Origin of the sequence: Bradyrhizobium jicamae, assembly GCF_001440395.1 — a bacterium.
GTDB lineage: Bacteria > Pseudomonadota > Alphaproteobacteria > Rhizobiales > Xanthobacteraceae > Bradyrhizobium > Bradyrhizobium jicamae.
On sequence record NZ_LLXZ01000159.1, the window covers coordinates 18,013 to 35,925 of the forward strand.

14 protein-coding genes, 7 pseudogenes and 2 riboswitches are annotated in these 17,913 nt (G+C 62.1%); of the genes and pseudogenes, 3 read left to right on the top strand and 18 right to left on the bottom strand.

Translation table 11 applies throughout. From position 1 onward, the window contains the following. Positions 1 to 647: 647 nt before the first annotated feature. From CQ12_RS25985 to CQ12_RS26030, 11 genes and pseudogenes are all read right to left on the bottom strand, one after another. Positions 648 to 1,979: pseudogene (locus CQ12_RS25985) on the bottom strand (dicarboxylate/amino acid:cation symporter); the annotation flags it as partial. A 405-nt stretch (positions 1,980 to 2,384) separates the two neighbouring features. Then, positions 2,385 to 2,683: pseudogene (locus CQ12_RS47765) on the bottom strand (PepSY domain-containing protein); the annotation flags it as partial. 91 nt (positions 2,684 to 2,774) lie between these two features. Next, positions 2,775 to 3,047, bottom strand: coding sequence for a hypothetical protein (locus tag CQ12_RS25990; protein WP_245310154.1), 273 nt, complete (start codon positions 3,045 to 3,047; stop codon positions 2,775 to 2,777). Between the two features lie 650 nt (positions 3,048 to 3,697). Then, positions 3,698 to 3,835, bottom strand: a pseudogene (locus tag CQ12_RS46710) (nicotinate-nucleotide--dimethylbenzimidazole phosphoribosyltransferase); the annotation flags it as partial. Between the two features lie 53 nt (positions 3,836 to 3,888). Further along, positions 3,889 to 4,638 (bottom strand): precorrin-6A synthase (deacetylating), encoded by a 750-nt coding sequence (gene cobF / locus CQ12_RS26000; protein ID WP_057838142.1) that lies wholly within the window; start codon positions 4,636 to 4,638, stop codon positions 3,889 to 3,891. Between the two features lie 47 nt (positions 4,639 to 4,685). Beyond that, on the bottom strand, positions 4,686 to 5,363 hold the full coding sequence (locus tag CQ12_RS26005; RefSeq protein WP_057838143.1) for an energy-coupling factor ABC transporter permease: 678 nt from the start codon (positions 5,361 to 5,363) through the stop codon (positions 4,686 to 4,688). Positions 5,364 to 5,399: 36 nt separating this feature from the next. Then, a riboswitch (cobalamin riboswitch) is annotated at positions 5,400 to 5,619 on the bottom strand. Between the two features lie 55 nt (positions 5,620 to 5,674). Further along, positions 5,675 to 6,401, bottom strand: a pseudogene (gene cobA, locus CQ12_RS26010) (uroporphyrinogen-III C-methyltransferase); the annotation flags it as partial. After that, a pseudogene (locus CQ12_RS26015) lies at positions 6,398 to 6,697 on the bottom strand (cobyrinate a,c-diamide synthase); the annotation flags it as partial. The pseudogenes CQ12_RS26015 and cobA, both read right to left, overlap by 4 nt. A 92-nt stretch (positions 6,698 to 6,789) precedes the next feature. Continuing rightward, complete coding sequence (cobM, locus tag CQ12_RS26020) at positions 6,790 to 7,572, bottom strand: precorrin-4 C(11)-methyltransferase (protein ID WP_057838145.1); 783 nt, start codon at positions 7,570 to 7,572, stop codon at positions 6,790 to 6,792. Then, a complete protein-coding gene (locus CQ12_RS26025) occupies positions 7,569 to 7,937 on the bottom strand; it encodes a cobalamin biosynthesis protein (protein ID WP_057838146.1) in 369 nt (122 codons plus the stop codon). Before CQ12_RS26025 ends, cobM begins: the two co-directional genes overlap by 4 nt. Continuing rightward, complete coding sequence (locus CQ12_RS26030; protein WP_057838147.1) at positions 7,934 to 9,115, bottom strand: bifunctional cobalt-precorrin-7 (C(5))-methyltransferase/cobalt-precorrin-6B (C(15))-methyltransferase; 1,182 nt, start codon at positions 9,113 to 9,115, stop codon at positions 7,934 to 7,936. The genes CQ12_RS26025 and CQ12_RS26030 overlap by 4 nt, the downstream gene beginning before the upstream one ends. Between CQ12_RS26030 and CQ12_RS26035 the strand changes: the two genes are divergently transcribed. Then, the gene (locus CQ12_RS26035; RefSeq protein WP_057838148.1) at positions 9,114 to 9,860 is read left to right on the top strand and encodes a cobalt-precorrin-6A reductase; all 747 of its coding nucleotides are present in this window, start codon (positions 9,114 to 9,116) and stop codon (positions 9,858 to 9,860) included. The two genes, CQ12_RS26030 and CQ12_RS26035, sit on opposite strands and share 2 nt — an antisense overlap. Here the strand turns inward: CQ12_RS26035 and cobJ are convergent. From cobJ to CQ12_RS26060, 5 genes are read right to left on the bottom strand one after another with little or no spacing between them, the layout of a single operon-like run. Then, complete coding sequence (gene cobJ / locus CQ12_RS26040) at positions 9,836 to 10,570, bottom strand: precorrin-3B C(17)-methyltransferase (RefSeq protein ID WP_057838149.1); 735 nt, start codon at positions 10,568 to 10,570, stop codon at positions 9,836 to 9,838. The two genes, CQ12_RS26035 and cobJ, sit on opposite strands and share 25 nt — an antisense overlap. Beyond that, positions 10,567 to 11,298: a precorrin-2 C(20)-methyltransferase gene (locus CQ12_RS26045; protein ID WP_057838150.1), complete on the bottom strand. Its 732-nt coding sequence runs from the start codon at positions 11,296 to 11,298 to the stop codon at positions 10,567 to 10,569. Before CQ12_RS26045 ends, cobJ begins: the two co-directional genes overlap by 4 nt. Before the next feature lie 2 nt (positions 11,299 to 11,300). After that, positions 11,301 to 11,930 (bottom strand): precorrin-8X methylmutase, encoded by a 630-nt coding sequence (locus CQ12_RS26050; RefSeq protein WP_057838151.1) that lies wholly within the window; start codon positions 11,928 to 11,930, stop codon positions 11,301 to 11,303. Continuing rightward, positions 11,930 to 13,093, bottom strand: a complete 1,164-nt coding sequence (gene cobG, locus CQ12_RS26055; protein WP_057838152.1) for a precorrin-3B synthase — start codon at positions 13,091 to 13,093, stop codon at positions 11,930 to 11,932. The genes CQ12_RS26050 and cobG overlap by 1 nt, the downstream gene beginning before the upstream one ends. Then, complete coding sequence (locus CQ12_RS26060) at positions 13,090 to 15,306, bottom strand: cobaltochelatase subunit CobN (RefSeq protein ID WP_157088511.1); 2,217 nt, start codon at positions 15,304 to 15,306, stop codon at positions 13,090 to 13,092. The genes cobG and CQ12_RS26060 overlap by 4 nt, the downstream gene beginning before the upstream one ends. 94 nt (positions 15,307 to 15,400) lie before the next feature. Further along, positions 15,401 to 15,617: riboswitch (cobalamin riboswitch) on the bottom strand. A gap of 39 nt (positions 15,618 to 15,656) precedes the next feature. On the opposite strand from CQ12_RS26060, the pseudogene cobO reads away from it, so the two are divergent. Beyond that, positions 15,657 to 16,310: pseudogene (gene cobO, locus CQ12_RS26065) on the top strand (cob(I)yrinic acid a,c-diamide adenosyltransferase). A 24-nt stretch (positions 16,311 to 16,334) separates the two neighbouring features. Beyond that, a pseudogene (locus CQ12_RS42745) lies at positions 16,335 to 16,704 on the top strand (nucleotide-binding protein); the annotation flags it as partial. Between the two features lie 73 nt (positions 16,705 to 16,777). On the opposite strand, the gene CQ12_RS26075 reads toward CQ12_RS42745, so the two are convergent. Further along, a complete protein-coding gene (locus CQ12_RS26075; protein ID WP_057838154.1) occupies positions 16,778 to 17,362 on the bottom strand; it encodes a GNAT family N-acetyltransferase in 585 nt (194 codons plus the stop codon). A 104-nt stretch (positions 17,363 to 17,466) separates the two neighbouring features. Next, a complete protein-coding gene (locus CQ12_RS47770) occupies positions 17,467 to 17,862 on the bottom strand; it encodes an Hsp20 family protein (RefSeq protein WP_083519489.1) in 396 nt (131 codons plus the stop codon). Between the last annotated feature and the right edge of the window lie 51 nt (positions 17,863 to 17,913).

Below are 17,913 nucleotides of genomic sequence, written 5' to 3' on the forward strand. Positions count from 1 at the left end.
CCCCGAAGAACGCCCCATTCAATTACCCAAGCGGCGGGCATTCTAAGAACCTTGCGTTACCAGAGGGGCCCTGTAGGGGTCTGTCTATGCTTGAACTATCGAACCGGGGCCGTCTTTGATATCCGTAACCACAACGACGATACAGCTCCCCGCCGGCTCCGGGCGGCAGCTGTTCTGCCCTGGACCAAAGTGCCTCATGCGGTGCGACTGGAAAGGAGCAATCTCGCCACCAAAATCGACGGCATGCGAGAATTTCGCAATTGCGGCGAGCGGCTCGCTCGGCACTCATCAATAATGAAAGCGGTGCCTCTGGTCACCGAACCGTTGCGTCATGCTGTTTGCCTTCTTCCATGGCGCGCGAACCACGCGGGATGGCACCCAGGCTCTGTTGGATCCGAACCAGCTAACCTCCAATGGGAATTATCCCTCGAGTAAGTTCATTTTGCTCGGGCGAGTTTCAACAGAATTTCGTCTCCTTCATAAATCCGCACGGACAACTGCCAGTGCCCATACCGCCGCCAACGCAAATTCCCAAATCAGAAACGACTTGGGGCGAAACGTCAGAGGAGCCGTGGAGCTTGCCCCTGACTCTTGTCAATTCCCCTGAGTTTGCCCTGATCGTTTGATTGCGGCGTAAACCGATTCAAGTCCGTTGTCAGCGCGGTCTCGAGATCGGTCGGATCGATCTGCTTGTTGAGATTGGCCTTGAGCTTCTTGCGATCGAGCTCACCTTCCCACCAGGCGACGATCACGCAGGCAACGCCATTGCCGCAGAGATTGGTGAGCGCCCGGCACTCGCTCATAAACTTATCGATGCCGAGCACGATCGCCATGCCCGGCACCAGCCGCGGATCGACCACGGCGAGCGTTGCAGCAAGTGTGATGAAGCCGGCACCAGTTATGCCGGAGGCGCCTTTCGACGTCAGCATGGCTACGACCAGGATAGTCAGCTGCTGCCCGAAGGACAGGTCGACACCGAGCGCCTGCGCAATGAACAAGGTCGCAAGCGTCATATAGATGTTCGTGCCGTCGAGGTTGAACGAATATCCCGTCGGCACGACGAGCCCGACCACCGATTTGGAGCAGCCAAGACGCTCGAGCTTTTCCATCAACGATGGCAACGCGCTTTCCGACGAGGAGGTGCCGAGCACGATCAGCAATTCGTCCTTGATATAGGCCAGGAACTTGAAGATCGAGAAGCCGGCTATCCGCGCGATAATGCCGAGCACGACGAACACGAACAGCGCCGCCGTGACATAGAAGGTCGCGATCAGCCCGATCAGATTTAGGATCGCACCGGAACCGAACTTGCCGATGGTGTAGGCCATGGCGCCAAACGCGCCGACCGGCGCCGCCCGCATCACGATCGAGATGACGCCGAACACGCCATGCGCGGCGTCATCGATGAAGGTGCGGATGGTTTTACCGCGCTCGCCAAGTCCCATGAGTGCGAAGCCGAACAGGATCGAGAACAACAGCACCTGAAGGATCTCACCCTGCGCGAACGCGCCGACCACGGTGTCGGGAATGATGTGCAGGACGAAGTCGACGGTCTTCTGCGCCTCCGCCTGCTTTGCGTAGTTGGCCACAGCTTGTGCGTTCGCCGCGGCGCTGCCAAATCCTGCGCCGGGCCGCACCAGATTGCCGACGACGAGGCCGATCACCAGAGCGAAAGTGGAGACAATCTCGAAATAGACCAGCGCCTTGATGCCGATACGTCCGACCTTCTTGGCGTCCTGAATATGGGCGATGCCCGAAACCACCGTGCAGAAGATGATCGGCGCGATCACCATCTTGATCAGCTTGATGAAGCCATCGCCGAGCGCCTTGATCCAGTCATTGGTAGCCAGATTTGGCCAGAGCCAACCAACGAGAGCGCCGAGCAGGATCGCGATCAGCACTTGAACGTAGAGGATCCGGTACCACGGTTTTGATACGGCGGGCGCAGTCGGCGCCGTCATCATCACAATCGTTGCCATGACGTTTACTCCCTCTTGTTTTTCTTTCAAGCATTGCCGCTTAGGCCTTGCGGCACGTTCCATACTGCCTTTCATGCCGCAACCAAGCCGCCACGCGAGCCGATGGACCATCGACGCTTACGTCGTGCACGTTTGGTCATATTGCAGGCTACAACCTGACGCCACGTGAGGTTCAAGGGATTTCAGTAGTCCAGCTGAACGATCTTCTATTGAGCTCGCCCCCGGCTCTACTGCCGTCATATCAATCGCGCCACAATTCGAGCTTAGGTTGGCCGAGATGAAGATACGGCGACGTCAATTTCTTGACGCGAATTGGACGCGGCATTAATCGGCGACCTGAGTGATCTTGGCTGATGGATTATGGAGACGGCCGTCCTCAAGGATAGCCGGAGGATAGCGCCTAGATTAGCGCAAGCGACGCCAGCCAATAACTATGCCTGCTATTGAGAACAACAATCCGCAGACGCAGAGGGCGACGATCAGGGTGTTGCGGATCGGCGGGTAACTCATGAGGATCGGGAAATACAACGTGTGGAGCGCCCTGTAGAGCCAGCGATAGGCGCGCCGCGACGAATCTAGCCTCTGCAGGACGATGCCGCTCGCTTGTCGATATCAATCCACAGGTCGCCGCAAGCCGAACGATAGACGAGAGCGCCTGGCATGGTAGATGAAGCCACATAGTTGTGGTCCCCGGCAACGACCGAAGCTATCCTTCCTTCTTTCCACGGCACGATGGATTTCTTCGCTACGCTCGCAATGACAGGGTGAGCGCGACGCATTATAGGCGACAGCTCACTACGGCCGCATGAATATGAAATCCGTGTCGGGATCGCAATTGTCGGCGATGAAGCGCAGCTCCGATTGAACGTCAGCAACGGACCGGCTCTCGAGATATTTCGTGACCAGAAGACTGAGCAGGGCTCGGCAAACGCTGTCAGTCGCGTGGCCCGCGCCTTCCGCTTCCGCAATGGCGGCAGAGAAATGACGTGCTGCGATTTCGGTTGCTGACATCCCGTGGCTCCAAATGACCGAACAGCCCATTGTACTCAGAAATTCCTGCAGCGCCATTGATCTTGGTCAACATGGATGGCGCCGTCCATCCATCGTGCTACTGATGACAGGCGGCCGCTGCGCTCTACACGCGAAGGCGAAAACCAAAGCAGGTCCGGACTGTTGGTGCCCAGCCGCAACATGATCGATGGACGTCGGATGAGCGCGAGGACCCGACATCGGTCGCGAAACTTTCGCAGAAGACAAGGAAGTCACTCCAAGTTATCATCGGTTGGACACGGCCCGGAGACCGCACGATGTGCGAAGCGCACTGGCAGCTGGAGGGCTCGGCAACGGCGCTTTATCAGCGCTAGCTCGTGCCGGCGATCACCATCAAGCGATGCGAACAACGGGCGATGACGGTCGAATCCTTTCGAGACGCCCCACTGATCGTACCTTGCGAGCTCGACCAATGCGAGTACGAGATATCATAGGCCGTGTTCGCATCGAACTCTTCGCATTGACAATGGCGGAATGGGAGTGCCCTAACTCCGCTTTGGAGCAACACGACATGGCGGTCACATCTTTGGAGATACTGAATGGAAGGAGAGAGCTTCCTTTGCTGGCCCGGCATGCGGTTGTCGACTGCCCTGGAGGTACAATTCACCCTCCCGATGCTCCCGCTGAGCTTGGTGATCGGACGCATATGGAAGCCGTGCGAAGGTGATTGCTGCAGAGATCGCGAGATGCTCGAGCCGGCCGAGCGCGCCGTCCGGTTTGGTAAGTTCAGCCTGGCGGGCCAGCGCTGCATCGCGATGGATGGCCGAAACGTCGGGGCACTCCTGGTAGACCCACTCCGGCAGCATGTTGTCCTGCCGTTAAATGTTATCGTTAGCGAGCCAGCCCGTTCGCGGGAGCGCTACGATCGGCGCTTTAGAATGTAGCTGTCCATGATCCAGCCATGCCTTCCGCGCGCCCGCTGTCGCGCGGCGACGATGATTGGACCCACTTCGGCCAGCGCACCTGACATCGTGATCTCCTCACGCATGCCGAGATAGGCGCCCCACCAGATGTGCAGCCCTGCCGGATCGAGCGACTGAAACGCCGCGCCGCCATCGAGCATCACGACCACCGTGTTCGTGCCGTGCGGCCAGCCGCCTTCGCACAGCCGCCGTCCCGTTGTCACCAGGAAAGGCTCGCCTACGTCATTCAGCGGCAGCGAATGTGCCGCGCAAAGCGCCTGGATTGACGTGATGCCGGGGACGACTTCGATGGCTGGCGACGGATCGAGCCTTCGCGCGATCCGCAGGCTCGAGTCGTATAGCGAAGGATCTCCCCAGATCAGCAGGGCAACTCGCCCCTCACTCCCGAGATGCTGCGCAATTTCCTGCGACCAGGTCGCGGCTAGGGCATCATGCCATTCGTCCACGCCTTTGCGGTAATCCTCTTGGTAGGCCTCACGAACGGGTATGACGAACTCGGCGATGCGCGTCCGGTCGTTCCTAAGCACCTGTGCGCAAATCGTCCGCCGCAATTCAGCGAGATCAGATTTCACGTCCCCCTTGCGCGGGATGAGCACGAGATCGGCGGCGTTGATCGCGCGCACCGCAGCAAGCGTTAGGTGCTCGGGATCGCCGCAACCGATGCCTATTAGGGAGAGCGTCAGCATAATTTATGCGAAGGGCGGCCGCTACCTGCGACCGCCCTCGCTAAATCCTATGTGGCGTTGTGCAGGCGGTAGGTGACGAGGCCGTCCGCTGTCACGCCACGCAGCGATTTCGCCAGTGCAAGCACGGCCAGATCAGCCAGCGGTTCGATGAACACGACGACCGCGTAGGAAGCGGCGAAAGAGGCGATGGAATTGAGGTTCTCGGCCGAAAAGCCAGCACCATACAGCGCCCAGAAAGCGACCCACATCACGATGCCGGATTGATAGGCCGTCGAAAGCGCAAGCGCTTGGCGATACTGCAGGTCAACATAGGCGGTGTTGCGGGGAATGATCCGCCCGGCCAGCGCCCGGATCGCAATCAGCGGCACAAGCAGCGTGGTCACGTTCATGCCATATTGTGGCAGGTCGGTCGGTGCGAAGAACAGTCCCTGAAGCAGAAGACCAAGCGCCAGCCCGAACGCGGCTGGCGCTGCACCGAACAAGAGGAACAGCGTCGAGCCGAGAATGAAATGTACCTCAGAGACCCCGACTCGGAAATGCGGCAGGAGTTCGAAGTATGAGAAGACCAGGACCGTTGTTGCGACGGTGCGCACCGCGAATGAAACGATCCCCTGCTCGCGCACGGTCTCTGCCGCAAGCTTCAACGCGCAGCCACCGGCGACGGCACCAGTCGTGAAACCCAGCACGAGCTTGGCGCCCGTAACGATACCTGGTTCGATATGCATGATCTACGTCCCTTCTGCCGTCCCACCCGACGGTGTTGGTGTTAAAGGTGCAAGGCCGGTCTCCTGGCTCGCGGTTCAAACGGGTCTCCGGCCTTCCCGAACCTGACGGCTCAGTAGCGGATCGGAGCCCCTCACCGCTTACAGTCGCGGGGGCGGCCGGGGCTTCGGGCGCCGCAATTGGGTCCGTCCTTCCCCGTTCCCCGATTATGCTCCGGCGCTTTGCGCCGCTTCGAGCACCATGCCTGCACTGTGTGCTCCTTCCGACAAGGCCGCGTCAAGGGGCTCGCGAGATCGGGCGACGGCATCATCATGGGAGTCTCTCCTGCCAGCGCGCCGAAAAGAATGACCGCCGGCGTCGTTGCGCCGTCGGGTTCCGCGAGCTGCTCTGCGAGCTTCGCAATCGTCGTACGGACAAGCCGCTCTTCGGCGCCGCCGAGGGGACTCGGCAAACAGCGACGGCGTATCGGGGGCCACGCCGTGCTCGATCAGCCTTGCCACGGGCGCCGGAAATGTTCGCTTGCCCATATAGACCACGGTCGTTGATTCCTGATCGGCGAGCACCGCCCAATTGAGATTCGCGGGCAACTGCACGGTGACATCAGCGCCGGTCACGAACTGGACGCGGCGCGAGGTATCCCGGCGGGTCAGTGGAATGCCGCAGCGCGGTGCCGCAACACAGGCCGGGGTAACGCCGGGAATGATCTCGTAGCTGACGGCTGCCGCGCGCAGCGCCTCGATCTCCTCTTCAAGCCGGCCGAAGATGCCGGCGTCCCCCGATTTCAAGCGAACGACGGGGGCACTTTCGGCGGCGTAGTGGATGCGCAGCCGGTTGACATGCTCCTGTTTGACCGAGGGACGGCCCGCACGCTTGCCAACCGCCACCAGAGTGGCCCCGGGGCACGCGTAATCGAGGATCGCGCCCGAGGCAAGGTCGTCATAGAGCACGACATCAGCGGCGCCCAGACGCGCGGCCGCCTTGAGCGTCAGGAGCTCGGGGTCGCCTGGATCAGCCGAGACAATGGAAACAAAGCCGCTCACCTGTTCTCCGCAATGAGGTGGAACGTGCCAGTGGCGTACCCGCGCCGCGAGCCGGTCTCCGCAACGAGCGCGCCGGTCGCGTCGCGCACGATAGCCAAGGGTGTATCGGGCTGAGAGACAATCGTGGAGTTATGGAATTTGTGGCCGCGCAGACGCGCACCGGCCTGATGCCCAGGCATTGGCACGGCAAGCTCTGCAAGCCGGTAGCCCAGATGCATGCGACGTTGGGCAAAGCTCGTTTCCAGGCCGAGCAATCCTGTCATCTCGTGATGTGCGTCGTTGGCATAGGTCAAGGCCTGCGATCGCGATAGGCGCGTGCCAAAGCCGGCGTCAGCGTCGTCTTGCCGACACCCGTATGCAGGCGCGGAGATGACTAGGCTCGCCACCATCACGAGCCTTCCGGAAAGCGCGGCGTCGGCCCGAGCGGCCGATAGCGGCGGTCATAGTCAGCAGCATAAAGGCGGCTTTCTACAAAATCTTCCGAACCCAGTGTGCGACCGACCAGAATGACGGCCGTGCGCTCGAGCTCGGTGCTGACAGCAGAGTCCAGCGTACCGAGCGTGGCGCGAATGATCCGCTGGTCTGGCCAGCTCGCACGCCACACGATTGCGATCGGGCAGTCTGCTCCATAGTACGGGGTCAGCTCATCAATCACCTTGGGAAGCTGATGGATCGAAAGATGGATTGCGAGGACCGCACCGGTGGCCGCAAAGGCGGCGAGTTCTTCGCCGGCCGGCAGCGCGCTCGCCCTGCCCGGCATTCGCGTCAGCACGACGGATTGCGCGAGACCCGGCAGCGTGAGCTCGGCTGCGAGCGCCGCCGCGGCGGCGGAAAAGGCGGGCACGCCTGGCGTGATTGAATAGGGAATTTGCAGCGCACGCAGCCGGCGCAATTGCTCACCCATCGCCGACCAGATTGACAGATCTCCAGAATGCAGCCGTGCGACGTCCTTGCCCTCACACTGAGCGGTGATTAGCTCCGATATGATCTCGTCGAGCGAAAGTGGCGCAGTGTTGACGATGCGCGCATCCTTTGGGCAAAATGCGAGAATTCCCTCGGGCACGAGCGAGCCGGCATAGAGGCAGACCGGACAGGCGGCGATGAGATCGCGTCCGCGCAAGGTGAGCAGATCGGCTGCGCCCGGTCCGGCGCCGATGAAGTGCACTGTCATTCGCCGTCCCTTTCCGCGATCGCTGCGGTCGCCGTTCGATCTTGCGAAACGGCCCGCTTCGAAACAAGGCGCGAGCCACGGCCGGCTACGGCCAGCGCCGCAGCTTCAGCGACGGAGCCGGTGCCGAACTTCGCCTTGATGAATTCGGACTGTGTGGGCGTGACGGTGCCAGCCAGGACATCGGCCAGAACGGGCCTGACCGGCACATTTAGTTCACACGCCAGCGCTTTGAGCGCAGCGGTTTCGGCCTTGTCGCTGGCGGTGGCGACTGCAGCGAGACCGTCAGAACCTCCCGCCGCGTCGAGCGCATCCCGCAGCGAAGCAAGCGTGACCTCCCGCCTGAATCCAAAACCTGCGACCTTCACTTCATCGCACTCCATTGCACGACCGGCCGCGCCACTTCCCAGGAACGGTAGCGGCCGAGGTGACCGGCATGCGCGATCTCGACCCGCATCAGCTCGCCGCCGTGGCGTTGATGTAGGTCCGAAAGCAGAGCTTCTGTCTCAAGCGTAACTGCGTGCGCAACCATCCGCGTTCCTGCCTCGATGCGCGACCAGACGGCATCGAACATCGCGGCGTCGAACCCACCGCCGATGAAGACGGCTTGCGGGGTCTCAAGGCCTGAAAGGATCTGAGGTGCCGCTCCTTCGATCACGGTGATCTGATGCGTCAGGCCGAAGGTCGCGGCGTTGCTGCGGATGTTTACAGCACGATCGGCCCGCGCCTCAATTGCGATCGCCGTACCACCGCAGAGAGCCCATTCTATGGATACCGAACCGGAGCCCGCGCCGATGTCCCACAATCTTTCACCGGGCCTCGGCGCCAACGCCGAAAGCGCGAGCGCGCGCATCGGCCGCTTGGTGATCTGGCCGTCATGCACGAAGAGCGCGTCTGAAAGGCCGGAGCTGCGCGGAACTCCGTCCGGTCCATTGGCTTCGAGCGCAACTGCCACGGGACTCACACCGGAATCGGCGGCGTAGCTGTCGGCACGATACTGCGTCACGGCTTCGCGCGAGCCACCGAGCGAAGCGAGAATCCACAGCCGTGACGCGCCCCAGCCGCGCACCGTCAGCCAGTTGGCAAGATCGCCGGCTGCCTTGCAGTCGCGCACGAGACAGATGATGCGAGCTTCGTGTGCGAGATGCGGCACCAGGCGTTCGAACGGCGCCGCGTGAAGTCCGAGACAAACGACAGATTCGAGCCGCCAGCCGAGCCGCGCCGCGGCAAGAGAGAATGTCGAGGGAGCGGGATGCGCGATCCATTCGCTTTTGCTCAGCCGCTCCGCGAAGTTGCTGCCGACACCGTGCCAGAACGGATCGCCCGAGGCGAGCACCGCCGTCGGACGGCCCCGGCATACCAGCACGCAGTCCACATCGAAGGGCATTGGCCAGCGACGACCGCGGCCGGTGATGTCTGCCAGGGCTAGATGCCGTTCGCCGCCGAACACGGTCTCGGCCTCCCCAAGCGCCTTTCGGCTTGCTTCCGAGAGGCCGACAAGGCCATCTTCGCCAATGCCGATAATGGTCAACCAGGGATTATCCATGCGCGCCCTCATTCTGGGCGGAACGAGCGATGCTAATCTGTTTGCGGATGCTGCCGCGCGCGCCGGACTCGACGCGATCTATTCGTATGCCGGACGGACGCGAGCTCCGACCGGCCAATCGCTGCCAACCCGCGTCGGCGGGTTTGGCGGCGCGAGCGGCCTTGCCGAGTACATTCGTCGGGAAGGAATAACGCATCTTGTGGACGCGACCCATCCCTTCGCGGCCGAGATGAGCCGCAACGCGGTTGCAGCGTGCGAGGCGACCAGGACACCGCTGATCGCGCTCGAGCGCGAGCCCTGGGTAAAAGTGCCCGGCGACAATTGGATCGAGGTCGCGGATATCACCTCCGCTGTCGCGGCGTTGCCGAAGAATCCCGCCCGGGTGCTTCTTGCGATCGGCCGGCAGCATATCAAAGCCTTCAGCACCAAGCCGCAGCACGTCTACACTTTGAGGTTTGTTGATGCTGCCGAGGGACCGCTGCCGTTTCCCCATGCCGATGTCATCGTGTCGCGCGGACCATTCAACTTTGCTGGCGAATTGGAGATGATTTGCTCGCGCGGCATCGAATGGATCGTTGCCCGCAATTCCGGGGGAATGGGCGCACGTGCCAAGATCGATGCCGCGCGCGGGTTTGGCCTCCCCGTTGTCATGGTCTCGCGGCCAGAATTGCCCGCAAGACTGCGAGTGGAAAGCGTGGCCAAGGTGATGCAATGGCTCGGTCATCGGGCGTGCCTCGGCGCATAGACCCAGGAACCGACGCGACGTGTCGCCGAATTGCCGACAATGACAACGGTTCTCATGTCGGCCATTTCTGGCCGCGCCTCGTGCAGCATCACCGTTTCAATGCGCTCCTCAGGCGTAGTGACAGCGTGCGCGAAGATCACCAGGCGTTCGCCGCAGCTCGCCTCCTTCAGAACTGAGAGCGCGCGTCCAAAGCCCTCGGGCCGGCTCACTGAGCGCGGGTTGTACATTGCGATCGCGAAGTCGGCCTCGGCGGCAAGCCGGAGGCGTTTCTCGATCATAGACCACGGCTTCAGATTGTCTGAGAGATTGATCGCGCAAAAATCGTGGCCGAGCGGCGCGCCGGCGCGCGCAGCCGCAGCCATCATCGCGGTCACGCCGGGCAGCACGCGGATTGCAATCCCCTGCCATTGCGGTGCGGCTTCGAGCGCTTCGAACACGGCGGAGGCCATGGCGAATACTCCCGGATCGCCAGAGGAAACCATGATGACGCGACATCCTTCTGATGCCAGCCGCAAGGCGTCGTTTGCGCGCTGCACCTCCATGCGATTGTCTGATGGATGCAGCGTGAGTCCTTCACGCAGCTTCACGCGCGCGACATAGGGTGCATAGCCCACTACGTCGGTCGCATCGACGAGCGCGGCGGAAACTTCCGGCGTGACCAGCGCTTCGTCGCCCGGCCCAAGTCCCGCGATGGTCAACGTGCCGGTCATTCGGCGGCCTCCATTCGCCGCCCCTGCCCATGCACTAGCACGATCGCGAAATAGGGACAGTCGGTTTCGTCCACATCCTTCAACCGCACGACGCGCTCGCCCGGCATGGTGCCGCGTTCGATCAACCATGCGTCGCCAAGACGGCCAGCGGCTTGGAGGGCACGGCGCACCTTTTTCAGGTTGCGCCCGGTCTTCATAATGACGAGCGCATCGGAATTGCGCACGCGCCGTTCGAGCTTTTCCTCTGCCAGCGTGCCCATCACCACCGTCATCACATCGTCGCCAAGTGCGATCGGCCGGCCGACGGAATTCCAGCAGCCGGCCATGCCGGGAATGCCCGCGATCACCTCGATCTCGACTTGTCCCTTGAGACGCGCGTGGAGGTGCATGAAGGAACCATAGAAGTAGGGATCGCCCTCGCAGAGTACGACGATGTCGACAGCGCGGGCGAGCCGCGCAAGATGTTCCGCCCATTCGTCATAGAAGCCGGCAAGGAGGCGCACATATTCCGGACTATCGAACGCGATCTCGGTGGTGACGGGATATTCCATCGGATATTCGCAGATGTCCTTTGCCAGTAGCCCCTCGACGATGCGGCGGGCCAGGCCGGGTCGTCCTTTCTTTCGGAAATAGGCGATGTGCTTGGCCGCGCGAACCTCACGATCCGCCCGCACGCTCATCAGGTCCGGATTGCCCGGCCCGAGGCCGCAACAGATGATACGCCCCATGGCTATTCGCTCCGGCTTGCCAGCGCATTCAAGGCGGCAACCGTGATCGCCGAGCCGCCAAGGCGTCCCTCGACAGTCAGCGCCGGCGCGGGCGGATCGGCCATCAACGCGGCCTTGGCTTCAGCCGCGCCGACAAAGCCGACCGGACAACCGATAATCGCCACCGGCTTTGGACAGTTGCGATCCTCCAGCATGTTGAGGAGATGAAACAGCGCGGTCGGTGCATTGCCGATGACAACGATCGCGCCCTCAAGATGTGGCCGCCACAGTTCCAGCGCTGCGGCTGAGCGGGTATTGCGCATGGATTGCGCGAGCGAGGGAACCGCGGGATCGTCGAGTGTACAGATGATTGCGTTGCCGGCCGGTAGGCGCGCGCGCGTAATTCCCTCCGACACCATGCGCGTGTCACAAAGGATAGGCGCGCCGTTCTGCAGCGCGGCCTGCGCGATGCGCGCCATGCCGGACGTAAAGCGGATGCAGGATTCGAGACCCACCATACCCGCCGCATGGATCATGCGCACGACCACCGGCTCCTCGTCGGCCGAAAAGCGCTCAAGGTCCGCCTCGGCACGAATGGTGGCGAAGGACTGACGGTAGATCGCTGCGCCATTGGTCTCATAGACGTGCGGCATCAGCGCTCTCCCGTAAGAACGGAAGGATCTGCGATCATGCGGCTGGCGCTCAGTCCACGTAAGGCCGGCGCCTCACGTGTCGAGCCGCCGCGGACGAGATCGAATCCTTCTCCGGTCGCAACGAGAGTGATCGAAGCCGGGCCGGAATGGGCACAACCTTTGGCACAGCCGGAGACATGAAGTCGGGAATCGGCAGCAATGTGCGGCGCAAGCGCCGCCGCAAATGCGCGGGTATCGGCCTGCGCCTCGCGACAGGCGGGCGCACCACTGCAGGCGACAGCGCGCAGAGTCGGATCGTCAGCTCGCGTGATGAGGCCCTCGCAGGCGGGCATTTCACGCAAATCTTCCGCCAGGATCATGCGCCACGGCGTCATTCGTAATCCTGGCGAGCATCTAGCCACATCGGAGAGCGCCTCATATGTCATCTGCCCAAATGCGGCGCCGACCATCGCGCCTTGCGAATAGAGTCGCGGACGCGGCTCGGCGATCATTCGAGCCGGCTGAACGTGTCCGCGAAGCGCGTCTGGCAATTTTGCGCCATTCTGGATGTACGCTGCCATCCGCCCTCGCCCGCCTCTGGTGCCGCCGGAGGTGACGAACCATTCGGCAAGCGCGAGCGCAACCTTCACGGCGTCTCTCCGCGTGACGGGATGACCATGTTCGGCGCCGTCGGCACGCACGATCAGCTCTCCCGCTAGACTGCGCTCGATGCGGATATCGGCGGAGGCGCTGGCAAGCGCGCGCTCCATACCGCAATCGACAGCGAAGCCGAATTTGGTCGGCAGGCCGGGCGGTCCCATCGCAAGCCCTTGTTCAAGTTCTGCTGCTAGCAAACAGGTATCGTCACTTGCGCTCCAGAACGGTGTGACCAGGACATTGCGGCGCGCCTCCGACTCCGGATCCGGGTCGGTCAGACGCAGCCGCGAGAGCTCCTCGATCAGGAGTCGATGACCTTCATCGCCGACACCCCTGATTTGCAGGTTGCCCCGGCTGGTCAGATCGATCAGCCCATTGCCGTAGCGCTTGGCCAGCGCCGCAATTCCTGCCGCCTGGTTCGCATCAAGCCGGCCACGATATGGCCGGATCCGAACCACGAGCCCGTCGCCCGACAGCATCGGCCGCAAGGCGCCGGGACACCAGCCCTTGATCGCCCCCCCGCTCATGAGGCCTCCCGCAGCGCGGCCGCAATCGAATTGCGTCTCGTCCGCCAGAGCGCAGCTTCATGCAGACGGGTGAAGCAGGATTCGATCGCCAGGAGCGCCGCCGGGTTCTCGCGTGCCATGAAAGTGCGAACGTCGTCGTTGCCAACCGTCGCGTCATAATAGAGATCGAACAGATGCGGAGGCACGGCCTGCGCGAGATGGGCGAAAGCGGCCATGTGTTCAAGTGTCGCCACTATCTCGGCCGCCCCTCGAACGCCGTGGCGCATCATGCCGGCGATCCATTTCGGATTGGCGGCGCGCGAACGTGCGATTCGCGATATCGCCTCGGTCAACGAGCGTGCATGCGGCTGATCCGGGCGCGTGGCATCGAGGTGATAGAGCGATGGGGCGGCCATGCCCAGGCGCGCCGCCGCGGCCGCAGCGCCCGCCTCGTGTACGGCATAGTCTGCGGCTAATAGCAGGTCGGTTTCCGGCAGGTCTTGCGCATGGACGAAGGCATCGGCGGCGACGAGCCTTGCCTCAATACCTGCGCGATCAGGCCTGATCGTGCCGTCGGGTGCGAACGCCCACGATGAAGCGGAAAGCCAGGCTTCGCCGGCCGCATGTTGCGATGCTTGCGTGAGTACATCCGGCATCGATGCCATACCGACACCATACTGCCCCGGCCGCGGCCCGAACACGCGCGCCGCACGATGGCGATAGGGATTTTCATCGCCTTCCTCGTCGCGTTCAGAAAGCGCTTCGGCCGCCGCCGCGAACAGTTGCGCAAGAGTTGAAAAGACGTCGCGGAACAGCCCCGACACGCGCAGCGTCACATCGATGAGCGGCCGGCCAAGAGCGGCTGGCGCGATGATCTCATAACCGGAGACCCGACCTGACCCATGATCCCAGCGCGGTGCGATGCCTGCAAGGTGCAGGGCCATCGCATAATCCTCGCCTGCGGTGCGCATGGTCGATGATCCCCAGAGATTAACCAGCAGTCCCTTCGGCCAGTCGCCGTGATCCTGTAGATGACGGCGCAGCAATTCCTCGGCGAGCTTGATCCCTTGCGCATGCGCCAAGCGCGTAGGAACCGCGCGGGGGTCGACGGTGAACAGATTGCGTTCAGTGGGCAGCACATCGCACCGCCTGCGATGCGGCGAGCCTGCCGGGCCCGGAGCAATGCGCCCACCCGAGAGCGCGTCAAGCAGCGCGCTCTTCTCCGCCTCACCGCAATCCCCACGGCCGAACACATGCAGGCCATCGCCGAACTGGCTCTCCTTAAGATCGCAGACGAAGCGATCGATCCGAGGAATGGCCTCCGCCGGCGCAGCCGAGGCGCCGAGGCCGAGATTGTCTTCCAGGCCCGCGGCACGCGCTTCATCGCGGATCGCCACAATCAGACGCTGGCGGCGCGCGAGATCGAGACCATCAGCCGTCGAATACTCATCAAGCAGTTGCTCGAGCGGACGCAAGCCTTCGGGCAATGCGGCCTGCGCCAGCGGCGGCGGCCAATGGCCGATCGTGACCGCGCTGATGCGCCGCTTGGCTTGCACTGCCTCACCGGGATCGTTAAGGATGAAGGGATAGACCACCGGCATGGCGCCAATCAGCGCTTCCGGCCAGCAGGAGGCCGACAGGGCGACGGATTTGCCGGGCAGCCACTCCAGTGTTCCATGCGTACCCATGTGGACGACCGCATCGACCTCTTGCTGCCTGAGCCAGAGATAGAACGCGACATAGACGTGGCGAGGCGTGCGCGAGAGATCGTGATACTCGACGTCATGATTGGTGACATCACCGCGCTCGGGCGGAACGGCGATGATCGCCTTGCCACGCTGGATTGCTGCGAAATGAAATTCGCCGTCACTGCAGGCGGGATCGTTCTCCGGCGCCCCCCAGGCGCGCGCGAGGTCGCGGAAGATCTCCGGCCGGCTGCGCCACGGCACAATGCCATCTAGCGCCGCCGCGTAGGCCGCAGCCCCGGCAACCACATCCGACGCATTGGCGTCGGACAAGCGACCGTAAACGTAGGACCAGCGCCGAAGCCCAGAGAGCGCAATCGAGCAGCCTTGGCTGCAGGCCGACAGGCATTCGATAGGAACGACGCTGACGCCCTCCGGCACGCCAGCCTCGAGGATAGCGCTGTGCAGACACGCGCCTGGTGTGGTTTCGCCTTCCCTTACGGCCTGGTCGGCACGGCAGGTGATGCAGACGTGAAGCGTGACGGTCATCGCCCCTTCTTAGAAAATTTTGGCGGAGGCGATGAGGTACGCGAACCAATGACACACAGGTTCGCTCCCCGTCGCGGAACACCCCGTCCGCCGGTGGTCAATCGGTGCGCTGGCAGGTCTCCCGGCTTGCGGAGCAGGTTCTTCCTTCGATCTCCACCTTCCCAACCCCTAAAGGGTCAGTGGCTCTTGGAGATCTCTCCGGTCACGGTCGCGGGGGCGGCTGCGCTTCAGACTCAAGCTTCGAGGCTAGAACCCTGTCGCATTCCCTCTTCGCCTGTCGTAGGACAGGAACCAACGCCACCCCACCATTTGCCCAAGCGTGCAACTTGTCAAGCCAAAGGGACGTGCAGATGACTTCCGGATCTGATGCCGCTGAGGACGAAACCGCGATCTCCGAATTCGCATTGGATGCCCGCCATTCGGCAAAAATGGCGAAGAAGAAGGCCGCGCGCGACCGGATGATGTCCAGCAAGAGTGGAGAGAAGGGACTCATCATTGTCCACACCGAGTCGGGCAAGGGAAAATCTTCCTCGGCCTCCGGCATGATCATGCGGTGCCTCGCGCATGGTTTTCACTGCGCCGTCGCGCAGTTCATCAAGGGTGTATGGGACACTGGCGAGCGCCGCCTGCTCACCGGACATTTTGACGAACTGTGCCAATTCCATGCGATGGGGGAAGGTTTTGCCTGGGAAACGCAGGACCACACCCGCGACATCGCCGCTGCCCGCACCGCATAGGAAAAGGCCAAGCAGCTGATCGCTGATGAAGCCTTGCGCATGGTGGTTCTCGACGAGATCAACATTGCGCTTCGCTACGACTATCTGGAGATCGGAGCGGTCGTCGAGTTCCTGAACAATTCAAAGCCGCCAATGACGCATGTCGTCCTCACCGGACGCAATGCCAAGCAGGAATTGATCGACGCTGCGGACCTTGTCACGGAGATGACGCTCGTGAAGCATCCCTTCCGATCCGGCATCAAGGCTCAGCCCGGCGTTGAGTTCTGACCAAAGCAATCGGGATTCGATTCGATGGCGGGCGCATTGATGATTCCAGGGAGCGGGTTCGGACGTGGGCAAGTCGCTCATCGTGGCCGGCCTTGCCCGCGCTGCGACCCGGCGCGGCAATCGGGTGCTGCCGTTCAAGCCGCAGAACATGTCGAACAACGCCGCCGTGACGGTCGACGGCGGCGAAATCGGACGCGCGCAGGCATTGCAGGCGTAGGCCGCAGGTGTCGAGCCACATACCGATATGAATCCGGTCTTGCTGAAGCCGGAAACCGATGTCGGCGCCCAGATCATCGTGCACGGACGCCCCGTGGCAACGCTGCGCGCGCGTGCATACGCTGCGATGAAGCCATCGCTGATGGCGCCGGTTCTCGAGAATTTCGCCCGTCTCCAGTACGATCAGCAGTCGGGCGTCTGGAACAACAAACTTGAGCTGCAGCGTGCGAAGATTCTCCGAATTCCGCTCACTAAGCCGTCCGCAACATTGGCGTGAGCGGCGGCGAAGAACCGTGTTGTATTTCACCAATGATCTTGAAGCCGTGACGTTGGTAAAAGGGGATGTTTTCTGGATTCGAACTTTCGAGGTAGGCGGCGATGCCCTCCTCATCACATCGTTGAAGAGCGTATTTCATCAGCAATGTGCCAAGCCCTTGTCCGACCCAGTTCGGATCTGCGGCAATGAGAGGCAGATACCAATGTGGCTCAGGGGGACGATGTTCGGCCATTCCCTGCCGTAGGTCTGCCATGTCTTCGGTGATCTCCGGGCGCAGGGACTGCGCCATAATTGCATCCAGAGCTTCCTCATCTTGCTGCACGCTGGGAGGCAGCCACAGGGCCGCGGCGCGAATCCCTTCCGTCACGTATGCTGTGCCATGCTCGAATGCTCGTCCGCCACAGGCGTTAATGAACTGAGGCATGCTCCTAAGATATTGCCTTGGATCAGGCCAACTCCAACGCATCAGTGGATCGGCGGCAAAGCCGAGCACCATTGTCCAGACGGTGCTTTCCCGAATCTTTGCGTGCGCAGATTCGATGTCCGCCTCCGCTGTCATGATGTCGTTTCCGAGTCTCTATTTGGGCGTAAAAGTTACAAGGGTAGAGCACAGGACAGTGCCTCTGAACGAGAGCAGAGTGGATTGCACCGACAGAGGTTTCGTCAGATGCATTTGGTTTTCGTTCCGGGCTGTCCTCCTGCCTCAGAAGGCTGCCGTCGACGAAGGCTCCTCAGTGGGTGATCCTTGACCTGGATCTTCCTGGTGAGCTTCTGTGCTTCCTGGGTCTGGAGCGTCATCTGGAGCCTGCCCTTCCTAAGGGAAGCTTCGACTTTCTTGCCGTCGACACCGTTCGGCAGCCTGCAACAGCCTCGAAAGAAACAACGCAAGGACGTTTCGAGTTTGCAAGTGCGAAGAAGCCATAGCACGCGCTCGATACGAACATCGTGCGATGGCGGCGCTTGAACCGGGTTCTCGGCACGACCGAGCACGTTAGGAAGCGTCGCACGTAGAGGTCGCAGGTAGGCAACGATCTTATGAGGTATCACCTCATCTCCCATTGAGCGGTTCTGGATTAGATCTCTTGTTCAAAACACGTGCCAACTGCGGAA